This window comes from Candidatus Pelagibacter sp. PS_31 (assembly GCF_059417865.1).
This window is the reverse complement of record NZ_CM182069.1, coordinates 964,835-986,268: the sequence shown is the minus strand read 5'-3', so window position 1 is coordinate 986,268 and position 21,434 is coordinate 964,835. Positions and strand designations below refer to the sequence as shown.

20 protein-coding genes are annotated in these 21,434 nt (G+C 29.5%); 14 read left to right on the top strand and 6 right to left on the bottom strand.

From position 1 onward, the window contains the following. Positions 1-629 precede the first annotated feature (629 nt). Genes pilM through AC5SLN_RS05190 form a run of 6 tightly spaced genes read left to right on the top strand, consistent with a single transcriptional unit; the run spans position 630 to position 9,092 of the window. Positions 630-3,368: a pilus assembly protein PilM gene (gene pilM / locus AC5SLN_RS05215; RefSeq protein WP_494593092.1), complete on the top strand. Its 2,739-nt coding sequence runs from the start codon at positions 630-632 to the stop codon at positions 3,366-3,368. 2 nt (positions 3,369-3,370) lie between these two features. Then, positions 3,371-4,048, top strand: a complete 678-nt coding sequence (locus AC5SLN_RS05210; RefSeq protein WP_006997846.1) for a hypothetical protein — start codon at positions 3,371-3,373, stop codon at positions 4,046-4,048. Then, positions 4,035-4,547 carry a pilus assembly protein PilP gene (locus AC5SLN_RS05205; RefSeq protein ID WP_494593090.1) on the top strand — a complete coding sequence of 171 codons (513 nt, stop codon included), beginning with the start codon at positions 4,035-4,037 and terminating at the stop codon, positions 4,545-4,547. The genes AC5SLN_RS05210 and AC5SLN_RS05205 overlap by 14 nt, the downstream gene beginning before the upstream one ends. A 2-nt stretch (positions 4,548-4,549) precedes the next feature. Continuing rightward, entirely contained in the window at positions 4,550-6,106 is a 1,557-nt protein-coding gene (locus AC5SLN_RS05200; RefSeq protein WP_018414359.1) for a secretin GspD/PilQ domain-containing protein, read from the top strand. Then, the gene (locus AC5SLN_RS05195) at positions 6,106-7,857 is read left to right on the top strand and encodes a GspE/PulE family protein (protein ID WP_018414358.1); all 1,752 of its coding nucleotides are present in this window, start codon (positions 6,106-6,108) and stop codon (positions 7,855-7,857) included. Before AC5SLN_RS05200 ends, AC5SLN_RS05195 begins: the two co-directional genes overlap by 1 nt. 2 nt (positions 7,858-7,859) lie before the next feature. Next, the gene (locus AC5SLN_RS05190; protein ID WP_006997850.1) at positions 7,860-9,092 is read left to right on the top strand and encodes a type II secretion system F family protein; all 1,233 of its coding nucleotides are present in this window, start codon (positions 7,860-7,862) and stop codon (positions 9,090-9,092) included. Here AC5SLN_RS05190 and AC5SLN_RS05185 read toward each other — a convergent pair. Genes AC5SLN_RS05185 through AC5SLN_RS05175 form a run of 3 tightly spaced genes read right to left on the bottom strand, consistent with a single transcriptional unit; the run spans position 9,089 to position 10,111 of the window. Beyond that, the gene (locus AC5SLN_RS05185) at positions 9,089-9,523 is read right to left on the bottom strand and encodes an ATP-binding protein (protein WP_006997851.1); all 435 of its coding nucleotides are present in this window, start codon (positions 9,521-9,523) and stop codon (positions 9,089-9,091) included. The two genes, AC5SLN_RS05190 and AC5SLN_RS05185, sit on opposite strands and share 4 nt — an antisense overlap. A 7-nt stretch (positions 9,524-9,530) precedes the next feature. Further along, on the bottom strand, positions 9,531-9,830 hold the full coding sequence (locus AC5SLN_RS05180) for an STAS domain-containing protein (RefSeq protein WP_006997852.1): 300 nt from the start codon (positions 9,828-9,830) through the stop codon (positions 9,531-9,533). After that, on the bottom strand, positions 9,827-10,111 hold the full coding sequence (locus tag AC5SLN_RS05175) for an STAS domain-containing protein (RefSeq protein WP_006997853.1): 285 nt from the start codon (positions 10,109-10,111) through the stop codon (positions 9,827-9,829). Before AC5SLN_RS05175 ends, AC5SLN_RS05180 begins: the two co-directional genes overlap by 4 nt. 158 nt (positions 10,112-10,269) lie before the next feature. On the opposite strand from AC5SLN_RS05175, the gene AC5SLN_RS05170 reads away from it, so the two are divergent. The 6 genes from AC5SLN_RS05170 to AC5SLN_RS05145 all read left to right on the top strand — a co-directional run bounded on the left by AC5SLN_RS05170 (position 10,270) and on the right by AC5SLN_RS05145 (position 15,339). Beyond that, a complete protein-coding gene (locus AC5SLN_RS05170) occupies positions 10,270-10,752 on the top strand; it encodes a prepilin-type N-terminal cleavage/methylation domain-containing protein (RefSeq protein ID WP_494593089.1) in 483 nt (160 codons plus the stop codon). Between the two features lie 9 nt (positions 10,753-10,761). Next, positions 10,762-11,205 (top strand): type IV pilin protein, encoded by a 444-nt coding sequence (locus AC5SLN_RS05165; RefSeq protein ID WP_494593087.1) that lies wholly within the window; start codon positions 10,762-10,764, stop codon positions 11,203-11,205. Between the two features lie 72 nt (positions 11,206-11,277). Continuing rightward, on the top strand, positions 11,278-11,568 hold the full coding sequence (locus tag AC5SLN_RS05160; protein ID WP_018414356.1) for a hypothetical protein: 291 nt from the start codon (positions 11,278-11,280) through the stop codon (positions 11,566-11,568). Between the two features lie 132 nt (positions 11,569-11,700). Then, positions 11,701-12,030, top strand: a complete 330-nt coding sequence (locus AC5SLN_RS05155; protein WP_011281442.1) for a heavy-metal-associated domain-containing protein — start codon at positions 11,701-11,703, stop codon at positions 12,028-12,030. Positions 12,031-12,043: 13 nt separating this feature from the next. Further along, complete coding sequence (amt, locus tag AC5SLN_RS05150) at positions 12,044-14,281, top strand: ammonium transporter (RefSeq protein ID WP_494593085.1); 2,238 nt, start codon at positions 12,044-12,046, stop codon at positions 14,279-14,281. Positions 14,282-14,490: 209 nt separating this feature from the next. Then, complete coding sequence (locus AC5SLN_RS05145) at positions 14,491-15,339, top strand: bile acid:sodium symporter family protein (protein WP_494593083.1); 849 nt, start codon at positions 14,491-14,493, stop codon at positions 15,337-15,339. Here the strand turns inward: AC5SLN_RS05145 and AC5SLN_RS05140 are convergent. Then, the gene (locus tag AC5SLN_RS05140; protein ID WP_494593082.1) at positions 15,332-16,312 is read right to left on the bottom strand and encodes a helix-turn-helix transcriptional regulator; all 981 of its coding nucleotides are present in this window, start codon (positions 16,310-16,312) and stop codon (positions 15,332-15,334) included. The two genes, AC5SLN_RS05145 and AC5SLN_RS05140, sit on opposite strands and share 8 nt — an antisense overlap. Positions 16,313-16,469: 157 nt before the next feature. Between AC5SLN_RS05140 and AC5SLN_RS05135 the strand changes: the two genes are divergently transcribed. Then, a complete protein-coding gene (locus AC5SLN_RS05135) occupies positions 16,470-18,638 on the top strand; it encodes an autotransporter outer membrane beta-barrel domain-containing protein (RefSeq protein WP_006997861.1) in 2,169 nt (722 codons plus the stop codon). An 8-nt stretch (positions 18,639-18,646) separates the two neighbouring features. Here the strand turns inward: AC5SLN_RS05135 and AC5SLN_RS05130 are convergent, their stop codons facing one another. Next, positions 18,647-18,991, bottom strand: a complete 345-nt coding sequence (locus AC5SLN_RS05130) for a hypothetical protein (RefSeq protein WP_006997862.1) — start codon at positions 18,989-18,991, stop codon at positions 18,647-18,649. Then, positions 18,991-21,141 (bottom strand): autotransporter outer membrane beta-barrel domain-containing protein, encoded by a 2,151-nt coding sequence (locus AC5SLN_RS05125; protein ID WP_006997863.1) that lies wholly within the window; start codon positions 21,139-21,141, stop codon positions 18,991-18,993. Before AC5SLN_RS05125 ends, AC5SLN_RS05130 begins: the two co-directional genes overlap by 1 nt. Positions 21,142-21,291: 150 nt before the next feature. On the opposite strand from AC5SLN_RS05125, the gene AC5SLN_RS05120 reads away from it, so the two are divergent. Then, positions 21,292-21,432, top strand: a complete 141-nt coding sequence (locus AC5SLN_RS05120; protein WP_494593079.1) for a hypothetical protein — start codon at positions 21,292-21,294, stop codon at positions 21,430-21,432. Positions 21,433-21,434: the final 2 nt, after the last annotated feature.

The window sequence follows — 21,434 nt, the reverse complement described above, 5'->3', positions numbered from 1 at the left end:
ACACAAAATGAAATAATTTTTTTTTTTTTAAATGTGTTAGAATAAAATTTTTGTGTTAGAGAAAAAAAATAATTTTTTTTTTTATAAATTAGAATAATTCTAAAATTTGCAAAAAATATATTAGAATCTTTCTAAAGTAAAATAAAAATATATTAGAATCTTTCTAAAGAGAAAAAAAATAGTTTGGAATATTTCTAATGTAGGAAAAAAAAATATATTAGAATAATTCTAAACAAAAAAAATTAAAAAAATTATAACACAAATAAATTTTTCTCTCACACAAAAAAAATTTTCTCTCACACAAAAAACAATTAAAAGTTGTTTTAATAAAAAATAGCTATTTTACTTATTTTTTAAAAATAGAAAAAAATATTAAATTTCTAACACAATATAAAAAGATAAAATTATGATAAATGTGTTAGAGAAAATATTATTTAGAAAAAAATATCTTAAATTTAATTTTTTTCAATGATTTTAATAAACTGTTGATTTAATTGAATATTTTGTATTTCATTATTAAATTCAACCCATTTTGAACATAATGATTATAATCTTGTGTTAGAATTTTATTAATTTTGTGTTAGAGAATCAATTAACAATTTAAATATTAATTTTTATTTATAAGTTTTATGGACGAAGATAATAAAGATAAATTTGATTATAAAGAGGAAGATACTCTCAAGAGTGATCAGGAAAACCAATCTGAAAACGATTCAACTGATACTTTAAATCCTCAAGAAACTGATAATAATGAATCAGAAAAATCCAATGAAAATGATAATTTAACTGAAAATTCAGAAACTTTACAATCTCAAGATGAATCTGTTGAGCAAAATGTAAGTGCATCAAATACTAATAATGATGAAGAGACTTTAAAGAGTGATCAGGAAAACCAATCTGAAAACGATTCAACTGATACTTTAAATCCTCAAGAAACTGATAATAATGAATCAGAAAAATCCAATGAAAATGATAATTTAACTGAAAATTCAGAAACTTTACAATCTCAAGATGAATCTGTTGAGCAAAATGTAAGTGCATCAAATACTAATAATGATGAAGAGACTTTAAAGAGTGATCAGGAAAACCAATCTGAAAACGATTCAACTGATACTTTAAATCCTCAAGAAACTGATAATAATGAATCAGAAAAATCCAATGAAAATGATAATTTAACTGAAAATTCAGAAACTTTACAATCTCAAGATGAATCTGTTGAGCAAAATGTAAGTGCATCAAATACTAATAATGAGGAACAAAAAAAAGAGCATGAGGTAATTCATAAAAAAGATGGAAGACTACATATATATGTAAGGCAAGATAAATATAAAGGTGAACTTAAATCAAGAAACTGGGTAGGTAGACTTTATATTGATGGTAAACAAAAAATTTCATCTTCTGGAACAACAAATTTAGATGATGCAATACCAATTTTGGAAAAATGGTTTGATGATCTTCATGAAGAAAGTAAAAAATTAAAAATTGAAGAAAATATTAAGCCAGAAGAGGGTGAATCTTCACAAATTGATATTTCAACAACCAATCAAAGTAATAATGAAGCACAACCACAAACTTCAAGTGTTCCATTAAATGAAAACTCAGAAATATCTACCCAAGATCAGGTAAAAAGTAAATTATCAAATATTTTTGGAAAAATTAAGGAAATTAAAATTAAAAAACCAGATTTTGCTAAAAATATAAAAAAATCATCTTTTAATAATTCTAAAGTTGGAAATTATAAATCAAAAATACAAAATTTTTTCAAATCCAAATTAGGTAAATCTAGTGTTCAAGGCGAAGAAATAATTGGTATTGAGTTAGCAAATAAAGAAATAAGAATAGTCCAAGTTTCTAGTAACAAAGCTAATCAATGGGTGTTAGAAAAATTACATATTCACCCCGTCGACATTACAGATGATAGTACTCCAATTGATAATGCGGATAAATTTTCAGAAGAATTAGTATTAGCAATTCAAAAATACAAAATAACTTCACCAAATGCAGCAATTGCTATTCCGGTAACTAGTGCAATCATAAGAGTAGTCACCGCACCTTTAATGAAAGAAGATGAATTAAATAAAGCAATCGAAACTAATTCATTGTGGGAAAACCTAGTTCAACTAACAGATAGTTTGGAAGATTATTCTATTTTTCATCAAGTCATAAATAGAAATGATAAAGAAAATACAATGGATATTTTATTCGTTGCATCAAAATTAACTGATATAAATAGTTATACTTCAATAATTAAAAATGCAGGTTTAAATCCTGTAATCATAGATGTTAAATGTTTTGCTTTAAAGTCATCAGTTGATCAAGTTAATCAAATAACAAATAAAACTGAGGATGCCAATTTAACTGCTGTTTTAGAATTTGGATTAGATGAAAATTATTTAATGATCCTCTATAATAATAACCCAATAATAACTGATATTTTTATTAGAGGGCAAGATAGAAAAATTTTACAAGATTCCCAAGATACTGAAGAAAAAGAAGGATTAGTTAGAAGATATGTTACTCAAGTTAAGCAAGCAATTCAAGATTTTGAGACTAAATATGAAAAGAGAATTCGAAACATAAAAGTTGTTTCAGATATTAAAAATGTCGATGAATATTTAGGAAGTTTTAGAAAAATTTTAATGAATGTTGGATTTAACACTTTTGATCCCACAGAAGGATTAAAAATTCCAAGTCAGTATCAACAAATTTTAGATAATAAGTTAAATAGATCTTATCTATCTACTTCTGTTGGCTTAGCCTTTAGAAAACTTGATGTCTTTGGTTATTATAAATTTGTTACTGCAGTTAAAAATATAAATCTTCTTCCAGATAGATCAAATGTAATGAAGCAAAAGAAGATGAAAGCAATTTCAGGTTTTGCATTCAAGGGTATTACTGCTGCTGTAGTTGCAATTTATGTGGTATTATTTGGTTTATCTTTTTGGAATATTGTTTCCTATAATAATAAATTAAAACAATATGAAACTGTAAAAATAGATCATGCTAAAATTATTAAACAGAAAAAAATAGTTTCAAAAGAACTTAGTGTAATTAATACGTCTTTAAAATTAAGTAGAACACTTAAATCAAATAAAGAATTAACTTATAGAATTTTAGCTCAAGTAGCCTCAAGTGTTCCAAACCGTGTAAAATTTGATCAAGTTGAATTTAATGGATCTAGAAGATTAACTATTCAAGGAATAGCTGCAAGTGATCAAGATATTTTGAAATTTATAGAAAATTTAGGAAATCAAAAATTGGTTGAGCAAGCATCATTATCATCAATGCGATTACCAAAATCTACAGTAGGTGGTGCTACAATGAAAGGTTTTAGAGTGTTTGTAAAAATTAAAACAGGTAAAATATAGCAATGGATATAGATTTAAAAAATATTAACATGTCTGATATCAAGGATCAGATTACAAAATTAGCTGATAAAAAAACTCTTATAAAAATAGGAATAATCTTTGGTGCAATTGTTTTTTTCTTAATAATTTATTACGCAATTTTAAATCCAATGGTTGAGTCTAGAAAAGCTAAATTGGACGACATGAATTTGAAAATACAAGAAACTGCAAAATTTACTTCTGAAATTTATTCAATGAGAGCAAGAATTAAAAAACTTAAGCCTGATTATGAAAAATACTCTAGCTTGTTTCATTCTAAAGCTGAAGTAGAGGGTCTTTATCAAACATTAAGTGAATACGCCGGACAAAATGATCTAGTAATCACTAGAATTGAAAAAAAGGTAATTCAAGAAGTATTAAAAGCACAAGCCTTAGCCCAAGCAGACGGTAAAAAAACGAAAAAAAAGAAAAACAACCAAGTTAAAAATGTTGCAAATATTGCCTATTATTTGATCCCTGTTGATTTTGAAATTGATGGTAATTTTATTGGTTACATAAAATTTAAAAGAGCTCTATCGCTTTCTAACAAAATGTTAAACTTTGACAAAGAGTCTATTCAGGTGGTAAAAGGGAATACAACTGGAGCGATAAAAGTAAAAGGTACGTTAACAATAGTGGGGTTACCAAATGAATTTTTTTAAAATAATCATTATTTCAGTGTTTTTTATGTTGCTATCAAAAGTTTCCATGGCTGATAGTCATGATAAAGAGCAAAACATTATTGATAAAGCTAAAGAGATAAATAAAAAGATCAAAGAAAAACAGGCAAATTCACAATCGAATATTTCATCAGAAATTAAAGATAAAGATGAAGAGCCTCTTCCATTAAACGATCCTTTTGCTGGAGATAGTTCATTAACTGGTGGTAATACAATTTTATCAAGTAATCCAGAAGAGGCACAAAATGAAATGAGCTTATATAAGTTTAAATTAGTTGGGATAATGACCTCTGCAAATGATGATGGGTTCGTATCTTTAATTAATTCAAGTGGAAATATAATTACTTTAGCTAGGTTTGAAGAATTAAGCCCTGGAGTAAAATTAGTTGGATTAAATAATAGAGAAGCAGTTTTTGAAAAAAATGAAAACTCTCTCTTAGTGATAAATTTTAATAATAAAATTACAGAAAGAACAAAATAATTATGAAATTTAAAAACAAAATATTATTTTTAATTTTACCTTTTTTATTTATTTTTTTAACAGGTTGTGCTGAAAAATTTGCTAAAAACACTGGTTCTTTTAAACACGACACCCCACTAATAAAAACTGATATCAAGAAAACTGGAAAACTAGAGGTTGAAAAAAGTGTAGAAATGGGACCAACTCCTGCTGAAGGTGATGTCATAAAGCTTAAAAAAAGAAAACAAATATCATCTGTTAAAGAGAGAAATTATTTATTAATTTCGGAAGATTTCAAATCTTTAAAACAAAATGTTTCTTTTAAATTTCAAGCTTTAGATTTTAAAGAAGCAATGAAATTAATGTCTGAAGTTGGTCAAATTAATATTTTAGTAGGTGACGATGTGGCAGGATCAATAAGTGCAGAGTTAGATAATGTTCCATGGGATAAAGCATTTAATGCATTATTAGATTTAAAAAATTATGCAGCAGACATAGATGTAGCAAGTAATATTATTAGAGTTTCAACTCCTGCTAATCTAACGTCACAAGAAGGTTATAAATCAGCGAGAGCTTCAGCAGTTAAGAAAAAAGTTGAATTAGAAGATTCAGTAGAACCAATTATTTCAGAAATTTTTAGACTTTATTATATAACCCCATCAGAAGCTAAAGCCACAATCACAGAATTATTTACATCTGTTGGAACGAATGGGAATTTTATACCAATACAAGTAACGGAAGAAGCAACCACAAGATCAATTATTGTTAGAGGTAAAGAAAAAGATTTAGATATCGTTGATAAAGTTATTCGAGAAATTGATAAAAGAACAAAACAAGTTTTAATAGAAGCTTTTATAGTTGAAGCTACTTCAACATTTGAGCAAAGTTTAGGAAAAAGACTTGGAGCCGCTTATACAAGAAAAAGTTTAAGAATGGGTGGTACACAAGGAGGTAGCAGTGTAGGAGCTGCATCAGGATCAGGGGCTGCATTATCTGAATCAACAGGTGCTTTTACAAGCGGTGCTGGAACAGATAATTTAGTAAATTTTGGGTCAGCTGCTGCAACAAGTGGAATTGGAATATTGAAAAAAACAGGTTCTGCTGTTTTAAAACTTGAACTTGATTTTTTAGAAGCTCAAGGCTTATCAAAAACAGTATCTAATCCAAAATTATTTACATTAGATAATCAACAAGCAAGTATTAATCAGGGTGAAACAATTTATATTGATGGTGGAGAAGGGGAAGATAAACCAGTTGATGCATCATTAAAATTGATAGTAACTCCTAATATCATAGGTGATGGAAACGTCATGCTTTCAATTCAAGTAAACAATGATACTCCAAATAGAGCAAATGCAGCATCAGTAGGTGTAAATAAAATGGAGATAAATACAAAATTATTAGTAGCTGATGGAGATATAGTTGTAATTGGTGGTATTAAAAAAAATAACGTAGCAAATAATAGACAAGGTGTTCCAGGAACGTCAAAAGTACCAATTCTAGGAAAAGTACTCAGTGGAAAATCAAATTCTGATACAATGAACGAGTTATTGGTATTTATCGCTCCAAGAATTTTATAATGTTTAAAATAAGTAGAGAGAGTGAAATTAATTTAGTTAATGTCTTAATTGATAATGACATTATTTCTGGAAAAGATTTAATAGATATTAAAAAAGTAAGCACTGAAAACAATAAATCTCAAATTGATGCAATATTTGAATTAAAGCTTACTGATGAAAAAAAAATAATTGATTTATTAATTAAAGAACAAAATCTAGAAATAATTGATCTAAAGTCAGTTGAAATTACTGAAGAAGTAAAAACAGTTTTACCATCAAACTATATTAAGATGAATTTTGTAGCACCATTTAAAATTGATGGAAAAACTTTACACATGGCAATTCCAGATAGTTCAAAATTGGGATTGATGCGAAATTTGAAAGCTATTACAAAAAAAAACATAGAACTTCATGCTGCAAAAATAAGTGATATTTCTGAATATATTGAGAGATTGTCATCTGAAACAGATGAAGTAACTATTGCGTCAATTCGAAATGAGAATAGGAGAAAAACAAAAACTTTTGAAACAGATTTAGGAGATGCAGGGGAAGTTTTAGACAATAAACCAGAAGAAGATATTGAAGCAATTGAAAATGAGTCAGAGGTAATCAAATTTAGTACAGCGGTGGTAGCAGATGCAATTAAAATGGGTGTTAGTGATATTCATATAGAGCCTTACCGATTTAGTTCAAGAGTAAGATATCGATTAGACGGTATGCTTCAAGAACAAGAAACCTATAGACAGTTTCTGCATGACAATTACGGGGCAGTAGTTACTCGATTTAAAATTATGGGTAAATTAGATATTGCAGAAAGAAGATTACCACAAGATGGAGCTATTAATTTTAAAATTGGTAATAAAGTAGTTGACTTACGTTTATCAATTTTACCTACTGCAAATAATGAGAGAATTGTTATGCGTATTCTTAACAAAGACGCGGGAGATATTACCCTTGAACAATTAAATTTTGAAAAGCAAGATTTAGAAAGTCTAAGAAAAGGAATTCACGGTAGTCAGGGATTAATTTTGGTAACTGGACCAACAGGATCTGGGAAATCAACAACGTTATATAGTATTTTAAAAGAAGTAAGTAAGCCCCATTTAAATATTTTAACAGCTGAAGATCCTGTGGAATATGAATTAGATGGTGTAGGACAAGTACAAATTAAAGATGATATCGGTTTTACTTTTGCTAAAGCTTTAAGATCTTTTTTAAGACAAGACCCTGAAATTATTCTAGTTGGTGAGATGAGGGATAAAGAAACAGTTGATATCGGATTAAAGGCTGCCCTTACAGGTCACTTAGTATTTAGTACTCTACACACTAATGACGCTCCAAGTACTATTACTAGATTACAAAACATGGGAACGCCAGATTATTTAATAAGTGCTGCCTGCCAACTTGTTGTAGCCCAAAGACTAGCTAGAAAAAATTGTAAAGATTGTAGAGTGCCTGATGATGATGTTAATCCTAAGGTTCTTAAAGATATGGGGTTTAGTGATGAAGACGCTTCAAAAGTAAAAGCCATCAAAGGTAAAGGTTGTGCAAAATGTAGTGACTCAGGATACAAAGGTCGACAAGGTGTTTATGAAATCTTAGTGGTATCAAAACCAATTAAAGAAGCTATTTTAAAACAAGCAACCACTCCTGAATTAAGAGAAATAGCTATTAAGGAAGGATTTAGAACGATGCAAGATATGGGTAGAAGAATGATTGCATCTGGTGAGCTTAATTTTAGAGAGTATGAGAGAATTCTTTCAAGCGAATAAAAATGGAAGCTTTTACTTATAAAGGAATATCCGAAGGTAAATATGTAGAAGGAGATATTGAGGCAATCAACCTTGATGAAGCTTCTCATTTATTAAAAGAAAAAAAAGTAATAATCACCAACATAATTAAGTCTAAGAAAAAAAAAGGTGAAGCAAAAAAAAAATCAGGTGGCTCATCTCTTTTTGGGAAAAAAAAAGTTAAAGTAGAAGAAATTCTTATATTCTCAAAGCAATTTGCAACCATGGTTAAGGCGGGCTTACCTATTTTACAGGTTTTAATAATGTTAAGAGATCAATTAGAAAGTCCTGCTCTTAAAGACATTATAGAAGATATAAGAAAAAGTTTAGAAGGGGGTGTGAACTTATCAAAATGTTTTGAAAAGTATCCGCAATACTTTGATAATATTTATGTCAACTTGATTAAGGCTGGTGAAGCAAGTGGTAAGCTAGATGTATTTTTACTTAAAATAGTAGATTCTTTAGAGAAAAAAGAAAAGATTAAGAAAAAAATTAAGGGAGCTTTAATGTATCCAGCAATCATGTTTACAGTAGCGATTACTGTAAGTGCTTTTATGTTGATTAAAGTAGTTCCAGTATTTGCAAAAATGTACGATGGAATGGGCTTAGAATTACCCGCTGCAACAGCAACCATCATGGCAATGAGTGATTTTTTAAGTGGTACAGGTGGAAAAGTAATTCTGTTTGGTGGAATAGGTGGATATTTCGGGTTTAATTTTATTGTAAAAAGAAATGCTGCAATTCGTTTTAGATGGCATAAACAAATTTTAAAATTACCTATTTTTGGAGATATGATCTTAAAATCTCTACTGGCAAGAATTGCATTGATTTTAGGTAATTTAAGTGCTGCTGGTGTAAATTTATTAGAGAGTTTAGAAATTGCAAAATCAGTTAGTAATAATGATGTGATAACGGATGCACTAGAGAGTGTAAAAAAAGGTGTGTTCTCTGGTGACACCTTAACAAAACTTTTTTTAAAAGAACCACTCTTCCCACCGACTTTTAGTCAATTAATTTCTGTCGGAGAACAAACAGGTCAATTAGATGAAATGTTTAATTCAGTATCTGCTTATTATGAAGAAGAATTTGATACTACAGTCGATAACATGTCTGCTTTAATTGAACCTATCATGATTGTTTTCATGGGAGTAATGATTGGTGGTTTAATGATAGCTATGTACTCACCAATATTTAACGTGGGTGCTTTAATTAACTAATTTTTTAATTTTTTGGTTAAAACTAAATTATTAATCCAGGGTTCTTTTCCTGGTTCAAAATTAATTGAATCCATAATTTGTTGAATGAAAAATGTTCCTAGTCCACCTGGTTTAATATCATCGATCGCTCTATGTTTAACTTTGCTTTTTTCTACTGGTTTGCCTTTATCAAAGAAAGAAATCTCTAGAACATCATCATTACAAGATATTCTTACAACCATTTTATCTTGAGTGTCAGGCATATCTTTATATGCATGTTTAACTATATTTTGCGCAGCTTCAGCAATCGCTAAAACTAACTCTTCTCTTAAATCTTCATCAATTTTAAATTTTTCAAAAACATCTCTAGAAAAAGCTCTGACATCTTTCAAACTTGCTGAGCTAACTAAAAAATCTTTTTTTTCTGAATGACTAAAGTTTTCTAAACTCATAATTTATTTACTCCAAATTTAAAATTTGTTCTAACTTTGCCATCATGATTACTTTTAAAACAGATTTACTCACATCTTTAATGACAAGCTTGGTTCCCTTCTCAAGGGCTTTTTGATGACTTTCTATTAAAACTGAAATACCAGAAGAATCCATGTATTGAACATTACTTAGATTTAAAGCAACATTTTTACCAGAGTCGATAACAGGAAAGATAACTCCCTTAACTTCATCCGTTTTATCCATGTCTATTTCACCATCTAAAAATATGGTGCTTATATTGTCTTCTTCTGTAATTTTGTATGTCATAAAAACTTTCTTGCCATTGCTAGAACTTTTTCAACAGGTTGACTAACCTCTTTAAGTTCAACTTTAGTATTTTTCTCTCGAGCTCTTTGATTGCTTTCTATAATTATCGATATACCAGAAGAGTCCATGTAGGGTACATCTTTTAAATTTAAATGAACTTCTTTTCCAGCATCAATTAAAGGAAAAACAATTTCTCTTACCTCATCTGCAACATCCATATCTATTTCTCCAGTAAGAAAAACAGTGCTTACATTTTCATTATCTGTAACTTTATATTTCATATTTTATTTACTATTTATAGCTATTAACAAAAATAAGAAACAAGTAAACCCAATATGGTCAATTATCTTTGATTATTATTTAATATAATAAGATTTTTAGTTTACACCATCAATAATTATAATAAATTTAATAATAATAACTAATAACAGAGGAAATTATGAAAAATAATAAAGGTTTTACACTTATTGAATTGCTAGTTGTTGTAGCAATTATAGGTATTTTAGCTGCGGTAGGTGTTGTTGCTTACAATGGTTACACTAAGAGTGCAAAAATTAATGCTTCTAAATCAAACCAAGGGGCAGTAACAAAATATTTAGCTGCTGAAATTCAAAAATGTAACATGGGTACAGAGGCTAAAGCTATGAGTGGATTATTAACATGTTCGACTAGAGATGAAGCTTCAATCATAGTAGCTGCTGTAGCTGCGCTAGCAGATTTTAAAAACACTTACACGCCACTTTGTAAAGGAGTAACAGACGGTGAAACTGTGGCAAAGGCTTCAGATGGTACAGATTGTCTAGCATTAGGAAAAGGTGTTACAACAATAATAGGGGATGAAGCTGGAACTATTACCGTTTCAACACAGTATGGTGACAGCGCAACTGCTGACGTATTAACTAATGCTGTTGCAATAGAATAATCATCTCGATTGCAAGAAACAAAAAATATAAAAATTAAAAGCTCACTAGGGTTTTCCCTAGTTGAGCTTGTAGTTGTGGTAGCAATAATTGGTATTTTAGCTTCTGTAGGAGTTATTACTTACAGCGGTTATATTTCAGGCACTAAAGAAAAATCTGCAAAAAATGTGATGCTACAAATATCACTAGCTCAAACAGAAGAATATTCAAATAGTGGAAGTTATTACACGCAGGACGATGATAGCTGTACACCTTCTTCATCAACATCTAATGATATTGAAACAATTTTATTTGGTGGAGGAGATCAAATTGGTAAAGACATGGGTTATGAAATTTGTGTTGCAAGCATAGGTTCTTCAAATTTTAATATAATTGCAGAAGAAATTAAAAATGAAAATCCTTGCCAATTAATCCTTAGTCGTAACGGCAATTTTACTAGAGGCGAATATTGCTAAAAAAATTAGCTAACCACCCATAATGGATAGTTTTACAGTTTCAAATTAAATATTCTTGTATAAATTGATGATGTGAAAAAAATTATTTTAATATTCTTGCTTATACCGTTATTAAATAATTGCGGTCCATATTCTGCAGCACTTGGGCCAAGCTTAACTCTAGTTAACTCTGGAAGTATTTTACAAGCTTCAGCATCTTATGCTGGCTCTTCAGCAATGAAAAAATTTAATAAAGATTATATCAATGAATTAAATGTAGAAAAAATTTGTCCAACGGTCCATTCTAGTGAGTTAAATGAAATTTTTTTTGAAACTATAGATCATATGGATTGTTATTTTGATCCAATGAGTATTCATAGATAATATATAAATTATTCAAGAAATATAGGAATTTGAGCTCATCTTAATCAAAAGGCCTCATTTTGGGCGATTGACGAATTTTAAAATGAATTGATACGTGATAGCTTTGACTTATAATTAACAATAGGAAAAACTATGTTCAAAAAATATATACTATTTTTAGGTTTTGTTTTATTTTCAACCAATTTATTTGCAGCTCAAACTCAAATTGCCCAAGTAAATGGAATGATGTGTATTAAATGCCAAAAAATGGTAACTAAAGCACTTCAAGCAGCTAGCCCATCTGCTACTGTTAAAGTTTCATGGCCAGAAGGTGTTGCGGTATCATCTTACCCTGATAAATCTGATTTATCTAATGAAGATTATAAAAAAGCAATCCTTGGAACCGGCTTTGAAGTTATTAAAGTGGTGAGTGTTGATAAGATTATTACTGATGCTGGTGAAGCTAGAAAATTAGTAGATTAATTAAAATAAAATTATGACTGCAGCTGATACTCAGATATTGCTCAATAAGCTGCAGTCCAACATAAATCAATTAGAGCTTACTAATAAGGGAGCTTTAAATGCATTAGAATTTCGCTTAGATGCAATCTTACAAGCAAATTTAGATACCTTTTGGCTTTTAATTTGTGCAATCCTTGTTTTTTTAATGCAGGCAGGCTTTATGTGTTTAGAGACTGGTTTGTCTCGGAACAAGAACAGTATTAACGTTGCCCTTAAAAATGTTTCAGACTTTGGAATATCTGTTGTAGTTTTTTGGGCGTTTGGTTTCGCATTAATGTATGGAACCAGTGTATCAGGACTGTTTGGTACCAAATTTTTTTTCTTTACCACTAAGGTTGCTGGCTATCAAACATATTTTGTCTTCCAAGCAATGTTTGTTGCAACAGCTGCAACTATTATCTCAGGTGCAGTTGCAGAAAGATTAAAGTTTTTCTCATATATAATTATTACATTATTAGTTTCTGGCCTCTTTTATCCAATTGTAGGTCACTGGTCTTGGGCATTTAATTTTGAAAATCCTGATCAAAAATTTGGTTGGTTAGGTCAATTAGGATATTTAGATTTTGCAGGTGCATCCGTTGTACACTCTGTAGGAGGATGGATTGCTTTATCAGTATTACTGGTAGTTGGTAACCGTACTGGAAGATTTAGAGAAGATGATAAAAAAAAATCTTTTCAAGGAAGTAATACACCAATGGCAGCTTTAGGTGCTTTAATTTTGTGGTTTGGGTGGTTTGGATTTAATGGTGGTGCTAATGGTGCAATGGATTTAAAAATTCCATTAATTTTAATTAATACTTTTTTATCAGCATCCTTTGGACTTATTTTTTCAAGTATTATGGGTATCATTGTCTTAAAAAAACCAGAGCCATTATTTATGATCACGGGTCCCCTTGCAGGACTAGTTTCAATAACTGCTTCTTGTGCTTATGTTGATCCCACTCATGCAATTATAATAGGAAGTATTGGTGGAATTATTTCAGGCTCAACAATTGTATTACTTGAAAAAATTAAAATTGATGATGTGGTTAGTGCAATACCAGTTCACTTAGCATGTGGAATTTGGGGAACTATTGCAGTTGCTTTGTTTGCAAATTTTGAATTGATGGGTGTTGAAAAAACAAGATTAGAACAAATATATATTCAACTAATTGGCATAAGTTCAATTGGTGCTTTTTGTTTCATTGGTTCTTATTTAATATTAAAAACTATTAATTCATTTTTCCCTCTAAGAGTAAGTAAAATTCATGAAGAACTTGGTTTAAATATTTCAGAACACAATGCATCAACGGACACGCACGAATTACTTGAGGTATTAACTAATCAAGCAAAATCAGACAATTATTCAAGCCGCGCACCACAAGATCCTTTTACTGAAAGTGGAATTATTGGCACGCAATATAATGTCATAATGAACAAATTGGAACAAAGTGAAAAGCAAAAAAACAAATGGAAGAATAGAGTTTCTAAAGAAATTAAACTTGCAATGAATGTTCAGCAACGATTAATGCCAAAAAGAGATATAGAAAACTATCCAATATTTGGATTAAATATTCCTGCAAGAGAAATCTCGGGAGATTTTTATGATTTTTACCTTCATGATGATGAGGTGTATTTCACCCTATCTGATGTTTCAGGAAAAGGGGTGAATGCAGGAATGGTTATGGCAAAAGCTATTACTTTATTTAAGATCTTCGCTAAGCAAAAATTTAAGCCTAACGAAATTTTATTAGAGATGAATAATGATTTGAAAGAAACTAATCCTGTTGGTACCTTTATTACTTCAATTGTTGGAAGATATAATTTGAAAACAGATTTAGTTGAAATTGCAAATGCAGGACATCAGCCAACTTTATTAAAAGTGGGTAAAGATTTTAAAGAATATCCTTCAAGCTCAATGCCTTTGGCAGTCATTAAGCATAAAGATGAAAGTGTTTATCAATTAGAAAGCTTTAAATTAAATGGTGGACGAATTTACTGTTTTACTGATGGATTTTCAGAATGTATGGATGAAAATAAACAAGAAATAGGAATTGATGGTGTAAAAGAATTAATCCTAAAACACACAAACTCTTCATTACAAAAAGAATTAACAAGTGCGACAGAAGAAATTCGTTTAAAAAGTTTAAAAAAAGAAATTGTGGAAGATGGCGTTAAAAAAGATAATGATATTCTTGATGATGATTTAACAATTATTGCAATTGGTAAATAAGAAATTATACCAATCGGTATTCATAAATAACACATAAGTTATTAAAGAAATTTTAAGATTTATTATTAATTTATCTAATTAATCACATTTATAAAGATTACTATAACTTTATTTTTGAGGGTTTATCTTATCATATTTACAACTGACCAAAATGGGTTGACAAATGATCAAAATGGGTGGAACTATGCATGAAATTTTAAATTAAATTAATGGAAATAGTAACCAACATCGCTCCAATCGCTCTAGCTATTATTATGCTTGGACTAGGAGCTTCTTTAACAGTAGATGACTTTTTAAGAGTTGCAAAAAACCCTAAAGATTTTTTTATTGGTTTTATTTGTCAGTTAATTGTTTTACCAATCGTTGCCTATCTACTTATCATTACCTTAGGTGTGCCGATTGAAATGGCTTTAGGAGTAATGTTGATTGCGGCTGCTCCAGGGGGTGTAACCTCCAATGTTCTTACAAAATTTGCGAATGGTGATGTAGCGCTATCAATATCACTGACAGCAGTTATGAGCTTATTAAGTATAGTAACAGTGCCATTCATTGTGATCAATTCAATTAATCTGTTTGATATCACCTATGTTGAAAAAGAAATAACAATGACAGCTATAGCTTTAAAAATGTTTTTTGTAGTCACAGTTCCAGTAATAATTGGAATGACTATCAGACATTTTACAGGTGACCTTGTCATAAAAAATTTGAAGTTAATTCAAAGATTTTCTATTGCATTATTTTTACTTGTTTTTGCAGCAATATATATTGAAGAATGGGATAAAATTGTAAGCTTTTTAACTCGAGCAGGTTTAATAGCCCTAATATTAAATGTAACTATGATGGTGATAGGATTTTATGTTGCCAAGTTTTTTGCCTCAGGTGTACCTCAACAAAGAGCTATCTCTTTAGAGTGTGGTTTACAAAATGGAACTTTAGCAGTTTTTGTTGCAACTCAATTATTTGATAATATTATTTATATGGTGCCAACCGCTGCTTATGCTTTAGTAATGATGGCAACCTCTGTAATCTTTGTTTTTATTTTAAGAAAATCTAATTAGAATTTATTACTTTAATTTGGTTAAAAACCCTATACAAAAATTTACTTAAAGCATTCATATTTCTATCTTGTAATTTAGAAATCACTTTAAATTGTTTACTTTGCACACCTATACCAAAAGTATAAAGTTTTTTTTCATCAATATTTAGAAATTTATTTTTAATTAAAAATACTAGTTTTCTAACAACCGTTGCCCTTGGAATTCCTGTTATCTCAGCTATAGAAAATGCATTAATACCAATATGATCAGGTTTTTGAATTTCTTTAAGATATTTTTTTCTATCTAAATTTTTATTTTTAAAATTTTTATTTTGGACAGTATTAATCAATACAATAAACCCTACACATATTGTTTCTAAATCTTGAGTTTTAGTACCTGTTTTCCAGCTGTTAGCGAAAATGAATATAAACTTGTAAAATTGATACCAACAAAAAGAAAAGTTTTCTTTAATTAATTTTGAAATTTCTTCTGCATCAAAAGATTTATCAACTATATTTTTATCTTTTAATACTTCACTAAATTTAGAAACAAAAACACTTAAATCATTTAAAGTTATATTGGGCTTTGCTTGTGAAAAACCAGATATTTCAATAAAGATTTTTTTTCCTTTTCTTTTAATAATACCTCTTTCTTCTAATTCAGATATTTTTCTTCTTACATTTTCTTTAGGTATTAGAAGGTCTCTTGCGATATCAGAAATATTAATCTTTGGAATTTCTAATGATTTATCCTTATAAAACGTATCATAATCAACTATTAGTCCATTTTTTCTATAAAATATAAAGTCTTTATTAATCAGATAAATTAAAATTATAAACTTATCGATACCCTTATGAACTTTGTAAGCATTTATAAGCCAACTACTAACTAATGTATAATATGCAGGTGCCAGTTGACTAAAATTTTCATTAATAACTTTGAAGATTTTTTCTTCATTAACTTCACTAGATATGCTTGGAATATTTTTTATCATTTTTTGTTTAAGAATTATAAGTTGGTTTTTCCACCCATTTTGATCAGTTGTCAATGATTCAAAATAAATCTCCAAAAACGAAGTTATAGTTAACAAATTTAATTCGATTTGAGCACCAACACAGTTGTTTTTATCTCTTATTCATTAGTCTGCAGAAGTGAAAAAAATTCTCAAGACATCATTTTTTGTATTTAGCTTTTTAGCTTTATTTTATTCTAATGCTTTTGCTTTTATAGAATTTAAGCAATCAAAAGATATTTCATCAGACACTGTAGCTGTTAGAGGAATAAACTTTAATCCAGACGGAACCATAATGTATATAACTAACCGTAAAACTGATACTGATGGTGGTGATGGTGAAAAAGGAGAAGTAACGCAATATTCTCTTAGTGTACCGTTTGATATTAGCACTGCAACAAAATCTTTTACAACTCAATTAGTAGGTGATGGAGGTTCTGTTCCACAAATGAAATTACCACATGCAATTGAATTTAAATCTGATGGAACAAAAATTTTTGTAACAACCAACAAAGATCCAACTTCAGTCTATCAATACAAATTAACTACTCCTTGGGATACCTCTACATTAGAGTATGAAATAAGATATTCAGTAGATATAGCTGGAGGCACAGATTATACGCAACAAGTAAGAGCTTTAGCATTTAAACCTGATGGAACACGTATGTTTATTGGTGAAAAAAATAGTGATCGAATAAGAGAATATATACTAACAATTCCTTTTGATCTTACATCTGGAGTGTCATTAGGCTCTAGATCGGCTGCACTAACAAGTGCTGATAACAACATGAGAAATATTCAATTTAATTCAGATGGAACCATTATGTATATTGCTGGCAATCAAAATAATAATATGAACAAATATACTTTAAGCACAGCTTGGGATATTACAACTATTTCTTCTACTCCTACTTCTTATGATTTAGGCAGTAGATTTTCCAACATGAGAGGTTTTATATTTGCAGCAAATTTTACAAAGCTATTTGTAACTGATGATACCAGTTCAACAAATACAATTTTTGAATATAGTCCAGCTTGTGCTGGTACCATTACTTGTGCTGATGCATCAGCTAATGATGATGTTAAAGCAATCATTGAAGCAAATGTCGAATTATCAAAACGTATAATTAAGAATAATACGCTTCCAATCTTTCACCGAATTGAATGGTTAAGAAGACATAAAAACAAAGACAATCTTTCAAATCTTAATGCAGAAATTGATTTTACAAATGAAAAAATATCAAAATTAGTTAGTGCTCTTAAAAGCTCAAAAAAAGAGGTTGATAGAAGTTATGAGAGTGAGGATTGGTTTCAGTGGAGTGAAGGTAGAGTTAGTTTGGGTAAAAATAAATCTATAAATTCATCATCAAGAGATTTTCACAGCTATGGTATCTCAGTTGGTGCAGATAAAATTAAAGATGATGATAGAGATGCTATGCATGGATACGTCTTTCAGTATGCAAACGATAATGTTGATATTGGATATAAAGGAAGCAAATTAGAGACAGATGCATATAGTTTTGCCCTATATGATACCAAACTTAGAGATGATCACGTTTTTACAGATGCATTAATTGGAGTTAGTTTACTAGATATAGATCAAAAAAGGGTTATTTATGGTAACATTTTAGAGGGAAACCGAGAAGGTCAACAGATATATGGATCATTTAATTTTGGAAAAAGAATAGTTGATGAAGATTTAAATCTCAATCCAGGTATTAAATTAGATTTAGGGTACACAAAACTAAAAGCATTTAGAGAAAGAACTGTTGTTGGAGATAGTTTAGCTGATGCACTACTTTATAAAGAGCAAAATATTAAATCAGCATTAATAACACTTGGTGTCCTTTTAGATAAAACAGATACAGATAAAGAAGAAGATGAAATTATTAATCACCATGGTCGATTAGAATATATTGCTGATCTAAGTCCATCATCAGATGCAGAATTTTATTATCTAAATAGTCAAAGTACTGTTTACAATTATAATGTAGAAAATAAGTCCAAACATAATCTTAGAATTGGGTACGGTTTTGATGTCACTTCCATAACAGGATGGTCATTCGTTGGAAATTTTGAGAGACTTCAATCTAATGGAAAAGGTTATAGTAATGACATTTATTTATCTGTAGGGTATGTTCCAATAGACGCAATGAAATTTGTATTTGATTTGAATAATTTTGAAAATACTAGTTTCTCATATACAAATAACATAAATGGATTTGATTTAAAGATGAGCTCTAATTATAATTTTATAAGTGATGTACCTGACTATGGCACAAATATAGAAATTTCAAATAAATTTTGATTTAATAATTATTCTATAACTTCAATTTCATTAATAATGCTTACAATTTTTCCACCTATAAGGACGGCGTTCACTCTTGCGCATTCATAGTATGCAGAGGAGCTCTCTTCTGCTGTTTGTTTCATTTCTAAACATCTAGATTTATTCTTAGTTAATAAATGTTCATATAACTCTGGTGGGTCACCTAAATACATCATGAGACCAATTACTTCACCTTCTTTTTCAAAATCTGCTTTTTCTTCTATAGCTGCAACCCTATCATCAACACCAATTTCAAAGTTTTGAAATGCAACAAAGCCTTTATAAAAAATAAAAGCTAAAGCTAAGTAGAAAACTATTTTTATTTTACTCATTAAAATTTACTTAATATAGATAAGTTAGCATTATGATTTTCTTGATTTGAAAAATTATTTTCTAAATCAAATTCTAAATCAAATACACCTAGTGCTTTAGAAATTTTAAAGCTCGAAGTCATTTCTTCATCAAGACCAAGTGCAAACTCTGTTTCTTTTCTATATAAAAAGCCTGCTGATAATGTAAATTTATTAATATAACCATGACCCTTGATTTGCTGTCTTTCGTAATCAGTACTAATTATTAACCCTTGGTCATGCTTAAAATCTAAACCAAGTCCTGCTGTGTATATATCTCTATTTTTGTTATCAGCTTGATATTCAAAACTTTCACTGTTTGATACGTAGCTTGTTACCACCTTAGAGCTTGAGGCAAACTCTTTACTGTATTCAAGATTAATTCTAGATCTTACAGTTGAATTTTCTAGATCAACATCTTGGTCTATTAATACTCCTAAAGAAGCCATTAAAGATTTAATGTCTTGATCATTATAACTAAGTGCTGCAGCGCTGCCACTTTCTGTATAACCATTAAGTGCTGTATAACTTCCATCGATACGACCTGTTGGAGTAATAATTAAATCACCATTTTCATACTCTCTTCCAAAATTAAGTGAACCAAAAACCTGCTTACCTTCACGGTCACCCGTATTTATGTCGGTATTTCCTTCATATTTTCTTACAATATCACTATCTAAATAACTAACTCCAAAAACGTGTTTTAAAAAATTACTGTTTTCTAAACTGTTAATTCCATAAAGAGATAAACTTAATGCATTTGTATCAACTTTAGAACCAAAGGTTCCAACATCAACATCAGTGTTACCTACTCTTAAAGCAACTCCTAATATTTGGTCATCATCCATTTTTGTATCAACACCCACAGTTATACCAAGGCTATCAATATCTTGAGCAGAACTTAAGGAGCTCTCACCAATTTTTCCAAAACTAATGCTACCTTCGGACCATACCTCCCAATCATTAGGTAAAATTTGATCTAATTTTTGAAGTGGGTTTAATTTAGCTTGTGCGGAACTTAAAACATTATTGGATACTTTCTTTAATAATTCATTTTGAAAGTTTAACTCTATATTTTGTGCACTTGCGTTGTAGTATTTATTCGCTCTTAAAATAGATAATCTTTTTAAAGCAGACTGACTTGAATCTTTTGCAAAATTTTTAGCAGTATTAATTTGTGCATCAACTACACCCCTTACATCTTTATTTTTTTGTGGTGCGTCACACGTTGATGAACTAGTGACTTTAAAAGGACAGCTTAAGCTATACTCTCGAACTTCATCACCACTCCAATTTATGTGATACATTTTTGTTCCAGAACCATTGAAAGCCATGCCACTTAAGTATTCATCACTGGAATGAGTTGGTGAGAATGTACCAGTTAATGTTGCGCTTGAGCTTGATATATCGAAAGCAGTAGATAAAGCGTATTCATCAATTTTATTATCAGTGTTAGAGCCACCTCTTGATTTTACTACAAACATTTTTGATCCATCAGCATTGAAGCCTAGTCCTTGATGAAAATTACTACTTGTTGCATTAGTAAGTGTGTTGGTTAAAGTTTTAGTATCAGGGTTATATGGTGTTGAAAGATTATATTCTTCTACCCGCGTATTTGTCTGATTCAAAACAAACATTTTTGTTCCATTATTATTAAAAGCTAATCCTCTTGGATCACCACCAATAGAAGTAAAAGTGGTATCTGCTGCAGTGATCGATCCAATATCATATGGTGTACTTAAAGACCATCTATCAATCCCATTACCTTCAGTTCCTAAAATAAAAATTACAGTTCCATCTGAATTAAATTTTACATCTTCTGGTGCACCCTCTACTGTTCTTATAAGCACTGACTTTTCTAAAGCTGCTGAAGTAATATCAAAAGCTGTCGTTAGATTATATTGTAATATTTTATCAGCACCAATTCCTGTAATATACATTTTGGTACCATCAGGTTTAAATGTTATCCCAGTAGCGCTTCCTTCATCGTCGCTGATATCAAGATTAGCAATAAATGTAGGTTCAGCTAAAGCTAGTGATGAAAAAAATAAACTAAATAAAACTAAAAATACCTTTAGTTTAAGAGCACCTTTTATAATTAATTTTTTACTTTTTTTTATTAAATTAAGCATCTTGATTTATTAAAATTTATATATTTGAATTTTTGATGAAGATTATTTTATCCTCGATAAAACGCACTCAATATCAGAATTTCTGCCCGTTTTGAGCACTTAAAAGAACTGAAAAACCACTAAGTTAAATTTTATATAGTATTTTTTGTTATGGTATTTTTTTTAACAAAATTCGCTGTAGGTTTACTTGTGTCATCATTTTTTATTTTGATGCAAGCACAAGCTGGAATAGTTGAACTGATAAATAAACAATTTAAAGACCTGAGTATTAAATTGTCAGCAACACTTTAATC